The organism is Brevundimonas sp., assembly GCF_044336875.1.
Classification (GTDB): domain Bacteria; phylum Pseudomonadota; class Alphaproteobacteria; order Caulobacterales; family Caulobacteraceae; genus Brevundimonas.
The window spans coordinates 280,461-288,864 of record NZ_JBIIOP010000004.1 but is presented as its reverse complement, the minus strand read 5'-3'; the positions used below and the strand labels follow the sequence as shown (position 1 = coordinate 288,864).

Below are 8,404 nucleotides of genomic sequence, written 5' to 3'. Positions count from 1 at the left end.
AGACCGCAATGGACCGCGCTCAAAAAGCCGAGTCGATCGAAACGCTCAAGGGCGTATTCGCCGACGCCGGCTCCGTGGTCGTGACCCACAACCTGGGTCTGACCGTTGCGGAAATGGAAGATCTGCGTGGCCGCCTTCGTAAAGAAGGCGCCGCGTTCAAGGTGGTCAAGAACCGCCTGGCGCTGAAGGCGCTCGAAGCCGAAGACGGCAGCGACTACCACGGCCTGTTCAAGGGCCCCGTGGGCATCGCCTATGCCGAGAACCCCGGTACGGCCGCCAAGGTCGCCACCGAGTTCGCCAAGACCAATGATCGCTTCAAGATCATCGGCGGCTTCATGGGCGACACCGTCGTCGACGTGAAGGGCGTGGAAGTTCTTTCCAAGCTCCCGACCCTCGACGAAGTCCGCAGCCAAATCATCGGCCTGCTCAATGCGCCCGCGACCAAGATCGCCGGCGTGCTGCAAGCACCCGCCGGTCAGCTGGCTCGCGTGTTCAACGCCTACGCCACCAAGGAAGCCGCGTAAGCGGCCCAGCCTTTCATCTCTGCATCACTCTCTAAAACCAATCCTCCGAAGGAAAACTGACAATGGCCGACCTCGCCAAAATCGTCGAAGACCTGTCCGCTCTGACCGTTCTCGAAGCTGCTGAACTGTCGAAGCTGCTGGAAGAAAAGTGGGGCGTCAGCGCCGCTGCTCCCGTCGCCATGGCCGCCCCGGCTGCCGGCGGTGGCGCTCCGGCTGAAGCCGCCGAAGAGCAAACCGAGTTCACCGTCGTCCTGATCGACGGCGGCGACAAGAAGATCAACGTGATCAAGGAAGTCCGCGGCGTCCGTTCGGACCTGGGTCTGAAGGAAGCCAAGGACCTGGTCGAAGGCGCTCCGCAGAACGTCGTCGAGAACGTCTCCAAGCAAGCCGCCGACGAAGTCGCCAAGAAGCTGACGGAAGCCGGCGCCAAGGTCCAGATCAAGTAATCTGGGTCTCAGCTCTGCTGATATCGGGAAGGGCCCGGCGGGAAACCGCCGGGCTTTTTCTTTTTGGGGCCTACCGCGCTTCGCGCTACTTGAGGCCGTTCGTGGACCTACCGCGCTTCGCGCTACTTGAGGCCGTTCGTGGGCCTACCGCGCTTCGGGCTGCTTGAGGCCGTTCGTGGGCCTATCGCCCTTCGGGCTATTTGAGGCCGCTCGTCGGGGCTTTGATCCGAACGGATCGCCTCTCCGCAGTTCAGCTTAAGGGCTGACACTGACTCGACCTTCGTCTGGATCCAGAACCGTATCCGTTGCGGTAAAGCTTGGATCGCATCGCGTGCGAAGGGGAGTTCGAGTTGGTTCTGCGGGTGTTGAGCGGGCGTGGGCGCAAGATGAGGGACGCGCCGCAACGGCGGAAGGGCGGGTTGCTGTTCCGTCTTTTCATGGCCTGGTTCAGCCGGCCGCGCTGAAGCCTTAGTCCCGTGTTCGGGGCGCGAAGAAGGCCCACATGGCGTCATTGTCCGCCACCCAGCTGTGGCCGCCGTCTCGCGTGATGCGGCCCGCCACCTCGGCGCCGTCGCGGCAGTCGGCGTAGCCCTCCTCATAGACCGTATTTGAGACCCAGCGGGTCGGGCGCGTCGCGGCGCAGCCGTTCAACTGGGCCCAGCGCTGTTCGGCGGCGTGCATCGTATAGGACCAGTAGGGGGCGCCGCCGCCCTGGATCGGATTGGTCTGGTCCGCGTCGCCGGCGAAGGCGATGACCGGCATCGGCCGCGACGGGCGGCAGGTCGCGGGATCGGGGCTGGCGGGATCGGCCTTCCTCGGATTGCCGGCGCGCAGCCCGACCACGGGGGCGATGGCGGCGAACCGGTCGGCGACGACACAGCCCAGCCAGGAGGTCATTCGCCCGCCGCCCGAAAGGCCGGTGGCGTAGAGACGGGCGGGATCGGCGCAGCCCTGTGCCGCCAGATCGTCGGCGATGGCCAGCAGGAAGGCGACGTCGTCGGCGTCGTCCGGACCGGGGATCGCCCCGGTGATGGTCGGTACGCCCGGCACGTTCCAGACGAAGCCCCGCTCCACCGGAATGCCGGCGTCGGGCGCGGCGACGATGAAGCCATGCCGGTCGGCGGCATCGGCCAGTTTTGACGAGGTCAGCATGGCGGCGCCGGTTCCGCCGCTGCCGTGCAGCAGGAGGACGAGGGGCGCGGCTTGGGCCGGATCGAAGTCTCGCGGGACGTGGATCTGGACCGTGCGCTGGGTCGGTCCCATCCGCACCGCCCGCGTCGTACCGGCTTCGCCCAGAGTGCAGGCGGCCTGGGCGGTCTGGCCCAGACCCAGCAGGCCCGCCGTAAGCGCGAGGGCGCCGATCCAGTGTCTCATCCTGCCGGTCTCCATCAGGGTTCGACGCGCAGGTTGGGGCGATTTCGCCGGGGAAGCCAGAGGGGGGACGCCAGAGGGATACGGCTTTGCAGGGATCGGTCAGGCTTCCCATCTGTTAAGCCTGAAAAGGAGATCCCCCGATGAAGATCCTGCTGGTGCTGACGTCGCACGACGAACTCGGCGATACGGGCAAGAAGACCGGCTTCTGGCTGGAAGAACTGGCCGCCCCCTATTACGCCCTGAAGGACGCCGGCGCCGAGATCGTCCTGGCCTCGCCCAAGGGCGGTCAGCCGCCGCTGGATCCAAAGAGCGACGATCCCGACGCCCAGACCGATGACACGCGCCGGTTCAAGACGGATGCGGCGGCCCAGGCGCAACTGGCCGCGACCGTGACCCTGGCCTCGGTCAGCGCCGACGACTTCGACGCCGTCTTCTATCCCGGCGGGCACGGGCCGCTGTGGGATCTGGCCAATGACGCGGACTCCATCGCCCTGATCCAGGCCTTCGCCAAGGCCGAAAAGCCGACCGGGTTCGTCTGCCATGCGCCGGGCGTGCTCAAGTCGGTCAACGCCGAGAACGGTCAGCCCCTGGTCGAGGGGCGCAAGGTGACCGGCTTCACCAATTCGGAAGAGGAGGCCGTGGGCCTGACCGCGGTCGTGCCCTTCCTGGTCGAGAATGTGTTGAGCGCCAACGGCGGCGACTATTCCAAGGGGCCGGACTGGGGCTCCTATGTCGTCGTCGACGGCAAGCTGGTGACCGGACAGAACCCGGCCTCTTCGCGCGAGGCGGCCGAGGCCCTGCTGGGTCTGCTTAAGGGGTGAGGGAAGGGGGCTTCGGCCCCCTTCTTGGTTTCTAGCGCCGGCGCGGCGACAGGATGTCGCCCAGACGGTCGGGCGTGCCGGGAATCCGCTCAAGGCGCGGGTAGCGCAGACCGTCGTGATAGTCGAAGGCTACGGTGCGGAAGCGGTCGCCGGACTTGATCAGCAGCTCCAGCGGGGCGTCGGTCCCCTTGGATGCGGTGACGGCGGCGCGCAGGGCCTCGGCCGAGCCGGCCTTGCCGTTGACGGCGACCAGGCTCCAGCCGGCGCCGATCCCCTGTTCGAAGGCCCGACCGCCCCAGCGGATATTGGTCAGCTTGTCGCCCGACAGGGTGAAGCCCAGCGAATACTGGAAGTCATTGGCCCAGCCGCTCTGGACCGACTTCTCGGCCTCGGTCGGGGCGTCCGTATAGGTCAGACGCCAACCGCCGCGTTCGATCCCCGCCAGGGGCGCTTTTGCATCCGGACCGACGGCGTCGAGACGCTCGCGCAAGAAGCCGGCCCAGTCGTGCGGATGGACTGCGTTCAGGGCCGCCGCCACCTGATCGAAGGTATAGCCCTGGGGCGCCCAGGAGCCGTCGTCATGACCGAAGAAGCTCTTGGCGAAGTCATCCAGCGACTTTCGGCCGTCGGTCTCGGCCCGGATCAGGGTGTCGGCGTCCAGCCAGACCAGCAGGCTTTCGCGGTAATAATCGCCGGTGCCGCGCATCCACGAGGTGAACTGGCCCGGCACGCGGTAGCCCAGCAGATTGTGATTGTTGGTGTCCTGCAGCGCGCGCCACTGGCGGCCCGGCTGTTCGTCGTAGAAGGCGGCGACACTGGCCAGGGTGGCCAGGGCCACCTCGCGGCTGTGCAGGCCCGAGCGGGCGGCGAGAACGTCGCCCCAGTATTCGGTCTGGCCTTCATAGACCCACAGCAAGGTGTTCTGGGTCGGGACATTGTGGTTGGCGGTCAGTTCGTCCGCCGGGCGCATGAACTTGCCGTTCCACGAATGGGTGAACTCGTGCGGCAGAAGCCCCCGGTCCCCGGCGCTCTTGGACCAGGCGGTGAAGAAGTCGGGCGCGCCGGTGTTCTCGGACGAGCGGTGATGCTCCAGACCGATGCCGCCCATCTGGTTGGTCAGGGCGAACAGGAATTCGTAGTGGTCGAAGTGGCGGGCGCCGAACAGGCGGTCGGCCTGGGTCACCATAGCCTCGAACAGCTTGAGCTGGTCGTCGGTGGCGGCGAGACCCTTCTCCTCGTCGGCGAGGATGTTCAGGTGGACCCCCGCCTTGGCTCCGTCGCCGGTCGGGTCGATGTCGACGCGGCGGTAGTGGGCGCCGGCGAAGATCGGGCTGTCGATCAGGGTGTAGAGGTCCGTGGTCTCGAAGGTCGCCACGTCGCCGTCCCGCGCGGCCGTGGTCAGGGCCGTGCCGTACTGCCAGTCCTTCGGCAGGACGACCGAGGGGGTGACCTGAATCTGGCGGCTGAAATAGCCGGCCGGATAGAGAATGGCCTTCTCCCACTGCAGATTGACCAACGCCGGGGTCATGGTGACGCGCCAGTTGGCGCTGTCCGGTTGGGTCAGCCACTGAAAGGCGACCTCGATACTGGTTACGCCCGCCGGGATGTCGAGATGGAAGGCGTAGGGATCGAGGGTGTCGCGCAGCCACTCGATCCGCTGGCCGTTCGCGGTGACGGTCAGGCCGGAGATCAGCTGGATCGGGCCGGTCGCGGCGTGATTGCCCGGCAGGTATTTCGGATAGAGCAGGGTCAGCGGGCCGGGGCCGGCGACCAGGATGGTCTGGGCGACGTTGACGATGCGACGGTCGAGGTCGGTCAGGTCGGCGCGATACTGGATGACGCCGGGATAGGGCTTGTCCTCGGGCGCCGGGATGGCCGGTTGGGCGCGCGGCAGGGCCAGGGCGGCGTCGCGGGCGTCGATGACGACGGGGGTGGACTGGAAGGCCTGGGCTAGTGCGGGAGAGGCGGCGCCGGTCATGAAAACGGCGAGGCAGGCGGCGGTCAGGCGTGTACGCGGCATCGAGGCATCCGGACTGAAGGGCAGGGATGCACCGTCGAGGGCGGGCGCCGTCGCGTCAAGGGCGGATGGGCATCGGGAGTAAGCGTCTCCTCCCCGCAGAGCGGGGAGGAGACGCGACTGCGTACCTCTAGCGGCGACGCGGCGTCAGGATGTCGCTCAGACGGTCGGGCGTGCCCGCGATCCGTTCCAGGCGCGGATAGCGGAGGCCGTCGTGGTAGTCGAGGACGACGGTCTTGTACTGGTCGCCGTCCTTGACGATCAGGGTCACCGGGACGGCCGGATCCTTGGCGGCGGTGATGGCGGCGGCGAGACGGTCGGCGTTGGCGGCTGAGCCGTTGACGGCCAGGATCTCCATGCCCGTGGCCAGACCGGCCTTGAAGGCGGGGCTGTCCCACTGGACGCTGCGGATATTGTTGCTCTCGCCGGTCTGGATGCCCAGCGAATAGGTGAAGTCGTTGCGCTTCAGCTCGCCGTACAGAGTCTTCTGATAGGCGTTCGGGGTTTCGGCATAGGTCAGTTTCCAGCCGCCGCGCGCCAGACCGTCCAGAGGCGCGCCGGGGCCGTGGCCGTCCAGACGGGTGCGTAGGAAGCTCGCCCAGTCGTTGGCGACGACGCCGTTCAGGGCCGCGACCACATCCTCGAAGGTGTAGGGGGCGGGGGAATAGTCGCCGTCCTGGACGCCGTAGAAGGCGCGAGCGAAGTCGTCGAGCGACTTGCGGCCGCCGGTCTTCTCCCGGATCGTCGTATCGACGTCGAGCCAGATCAGCTGGCCCTCGGAGTAGTAGTCCTCGTCGCGCTGCCACGACAGCCAGCCCTTGGGCTGACGCTGGCTGATGATCGGGTCGTTGGTGGTGTCCTGCATGGCGCGCCACTCGCGACCGACGCGGTTGTCATAGGTGGCGGCGGTCAGGGCCAGGGAGTCGATCGCCTGTTCCTTGGTCAGCAGGCCCGAGCGGGCCGCGATCACCTGGCCGTAGTACTGGGTCTGGCCCTCATAGACCCACAGCAGGGAGTTCTGCAGCGGGCTGTTGAAGTTGGGCACATACTGGTCGGCGGGGCGGCGCCACTTGCCGTCCCAAGAGTGGTTCATCTCGTGCGACAGCAGATCGCGATCGCCCAGATGGGTGTCCCAGCCGGTGAAGAAGGCGGGGTCGACCGAGTTCTCCGAACTGCGGTGATGCTCCAGGCCGATGCCGCCCAGCTTGTCGGTCATGGCGACCAGGAAGTCGTAATGGTCGAAGTGGCGCGCGCCATACAGGCGGTCCATCTGGGTCACCAGATTGCGCAGGATCTGGATCTGGTCGTCGGTGGCTTCCAGGCTCTTGGCCTCGTCGGCGACGAAGTTGGCGACGACGCGCGAACGGCCGCCTGGGTCAAGGTCTATCTGGCGATAGTGGACGCCGGCGAAAACCGGGCTGTCGATCAGGACTTCCAGGTTGACCGGCTTGAAGGTCTGGAGGTCGCCGTCCTTGGTTTCGGGCTCAAGCGCCGTGCCGAATTGCCAGCCTGCGGGGAATTTGACCGTGGGCTGGACGGTGATGTTCCGCGACCAGTGGCCGGCGGGATAGAGCAGCATCTTCTCCCACTGGATGTTCAGCATCTCGGGCGTCATGGTGATACGCCCCTGGGCGCCCGTGGTCGGCGACAGGTGCTGAAGCTTCACCACCAGCTCGGTTGCGCCCGCTGGGACGGTCAGATGGTAGGCGAAGGGGGACAGGGTGTCGCGCACCCATTCCACGCGCTGGCCGTTCGCCGTGATCTCGACGCCTGCGAGCTGGGCGACCGGTCCGACCGGGCCGTGGTTGCCGGGCAGCCATTCCGGGAAGAACAAAGTCAGCGGGCCGGACTGCGAGACCGGGATCGTCTCGGTCACGTCAAAGATGTGCTGCGCCAGGTTGGTCGCATCGACGTCCAGCTGGATCACGCCCGGATAGGCGACGTCGCGCGGCGCAGGAATGGCCGGCTGGGGCGCGGGCAGGGCGGGGGCGTAGGTGGAGGCGACCTGAGCCATGGCGGCGGGGGCGGTCGAGACGAGCAGAAGGGCGAGGCCGGCGGCGCTCAGGCGGGTGCGGATCATGAAGGCGAACTCTTTGGGCCACGGGGGAGGGCGCGACAGTCTGCCGCAGGGCGGCGGGCGTCAAGGCTCGGGCGGCCATTCCTTGGCCGAAACCCTTTTCAGTTCGACAGGGCGCGCAGCAGGGCGACGTGGAAACGGTCGGGATCCTGGGTCTGGGGGGCGTGGCCCAGGTCGGAAAATTCGATCAGTTCGGCGCCGGTTATGGCCTCGGCCGTGCGGCGGCCCAGGGCCGGATACTGGCCCAGACGGGCCTGGATCTCGGGCGAGGCGCGGTTGGCGCCGGGGGCGGTGCGGTCCGTGCCGCCGATGATCAGGGTGGTGCGGGCGGAGATCCGGCCGAATTCGTGAGCGATGGGCTGGGTGAAGATCATGTCCGAGGTCTGGGCCTGGTTCCAGGCCACGGCCGCTCCGCCCGGACCGGCGTACATGCCCGCCAGCATGGCGACCGGTTCGTCGTACTCGGGCCGCCACTGGCCGTCGTAATAGAATTTCTGCTGATAGGCCTTGATGCTGTCGAAGCCGGTGCGTTGCTCGTTGGCGAAGGCGGCGTCTAGCGTAGCGTAGGGCACGCCCTCGGCTTGCCAGTCCTCCAGCCCGATCGGGTTGACCAAGACCAGATGCTCGACGGCGTCCGGATGCATGATCGCGAAGCGGGAAGCCAGCATCCCGCCCATCGAGTGGCCGACGATGACGGCGCGGTCGATGTTCAGGCTGTCGAGCAGTCCCTTGGTGTTGGTCGCCAGCTGGGCCAGGCTGAACTGATAGGCGGCAGGCTTGGAGGCCTTGCAGAAACCGATCTGGTCGACGGCGATGACGCGGAATCCGGCCTGGGCCAGGACGCGGATGGTCGGCGCCCAGGTGGCGGCGCAGAAATTCTTGCCGTGCAGCAGGACCGCCGTCCGGCCGTTGGCCGGGCCGGTCGGGGCCACGTCCATATAGGTCATCTCCAGCGGCTGGCGCTGGGATTCGAACCCGTAGGTCCGGACTGGGAAGGGGTAGTCATAACCCTCGAGCCGGGGGCCGTACGCCGGGCGGTCCTGGGCGACAGCGGGCGCTGCAGCGGAAAGCGCGAGGACGGCGAGGGCGGAGAGAAGAGGGCGGATCATGGCGAGGCGAACGCTAGAGGTTTCTCGGCCGTTCCG

Annotated in this window: 7 protein-coding genes; 3 read left to right on the top strand and 4 right to left on the bottom strand. The window is 67.2% G+C overall.

Annotation, left to right across the window (positions count from 1 at the left end; all coding sequences use genetic code 11):
• Positions 1-8 precede the first annotated feature (8 nt).
• Both rplJ and rplL read left to right on the top strand, forming a co-directional pair.
• Complete coding sequence (gene rplJ / locus ACIQ1T_RS08235; RefSeq protein ID WP_395944050.1) at positions 9-524, top strand: 50S ribosomal protein L10; 516 nt, start codon at positions 9-11, stop codon at positions 522-524.
• A 62-nt stretch (positions 525-586) separates the two neighbouring features.
• The gene (rplL, locus tag ACIQ1T_RS08230; RefSeq protein WP_292021141.1) at positions 587-970 is read left to right on the top strand and encodes a 50S ribosomal protein L7/L12; all 384 of its coding nucleotides are present in this window, start codon (positions 587-589) and stop codon (positions 968-970) included.
• Between the two features lie 468 nt (positions 971-1,438).
• Here rplL and ACIQ1T_RS08225 read toward each other — a convergent pair whose 3' ends face one another.
• A complete protein-coding gene (locus ACIQ1T_RS08225) occupies positions 1,439-2,344 on the bottom strand; it encodes an alpha/beta hydrolase family esterase (RefSeq protein WP_395944044.1) in 906 nt (301 codons plus the stop codon).
• Positions 2,345-2,484: 140 nt separating this feature from the next.
• Between ACIQ1T_RS08225 and ACIQ1T_RS08220 the strand changes: the two genes are divergently transcribed.
• Positions 2,485-3,165 (top strand): type 1 glutamine amidotransferase domain-containing protein, encoded by a 681-nt coding sequence (locus ACIQ1T_RS08220; protein WP_395944043.1) that lies wholly within the window; start codon positions 2,485-2,487, stop codon positions 3,163-3,165.
• Between the two features lie 31 nt (positions 3,166-3,196).
• Here ACIQ1T_RS08220 and ACIQ1T_RS08215 read toward each other — a convergent pair whose 3' ends face one another.
• The 3 genes from ACIQ1T_RS08215 to ACIQ1T_RS08205 all read right to left on the bottom strand — a co-directional run bounded on the left by ACIQ1T_RS08215 (position 3,197) and on the right by ACIQ1T_RS08205 (position 8,368).
• The gene (locus tag ACIQ1T_RS08215) at positions 3,197-5,185 is read right to left on the bottom strand and encodes a M61 family metallopeptidase (protein ID WP_395944042.1); all 1,989 of its coding nucleotides are present in this window, start codon (positions 5,183-5,185) and stop codon (positions 3,197-3,199) included.
• Positions 5,186-5,312: 127 nt separating this feature from the next.
• A complete protein-coding gene (locus tag ACIQ1T_RS08210) occupies positions 5,313-7,262 on the bottom strand; it encodes a M61 family metallopeptidase (RefSeq protein WP_395944041.1) in 1,950 nt (649 codons plus the stop codon).
• Positions 7,263-7,360: 98 nt separating this feature from the next.
• Positions 7,361-8,368 carry an alpha/beta fold hydrolase gene (locus tag ACIQ1T_RS08205; protein ID WP_395944040.1) on the bottom strand — a complete coding sequence of 336 codons (1,008 nt, stop codon included), beginning with the start codon at positions 8,366-8,368 and terminating at the stop codon, positions 7,361-7,363.
• Positions 8,369-8,404: the final 36 nt, after the last annotated feature.

Coding starts and splice junctions, on each gene's coding strand:
- rplJ (WP_395944050.1), top strand. CDS start 9: ATGGACCGCGCTCAAAAAGCCGAGTCGATCGAAACGCTCAAGGGCGTA.
- ACIQ1T_RS08210 (WP_395944041.1), bottom strand. CDS start 7,262: ATGATCCGCACCCGCCTGAGCGCCGCCGGCCTCGCCCTTCTGCTCGTC.
- rplL (WP_292021141.1), top strand. CDS start 587: ATGGCCGACCTCGCCAAAATCGTCGAAGACCTGTCCGCTCTGACCGTT.
- ACIQ1T_RS08225 (WP_395944044.1), bottom strand. CDS start 2,344: ATGAGACACTGGATCGGCGCCCTCGCGCTTACGGCGGGCCTGCTGGGT.
- ACIQ1T_RS08215 (WP_395944042.1), bottom strand. CDS start 5,185: ATGCCGCGTACACGCCTGACCGCCGCCTGCCTCGCCGTTTTCATGACC.
- ACIQ1T_RS08220 (WP_395944043.1), top strand. CDS start 2,485: ATGAAGATCCTGCTGGTGCTGACGTCGCACGACGAACTCGGCGATACG.
- ACIQ1T_RS08205 (WP_395944040.1), bottom strand. CDS start 8,368: ATGATCCGCCCTCTTCTCTCCGCCCTCGCCGTCCTCGCGCTTTCCGCT.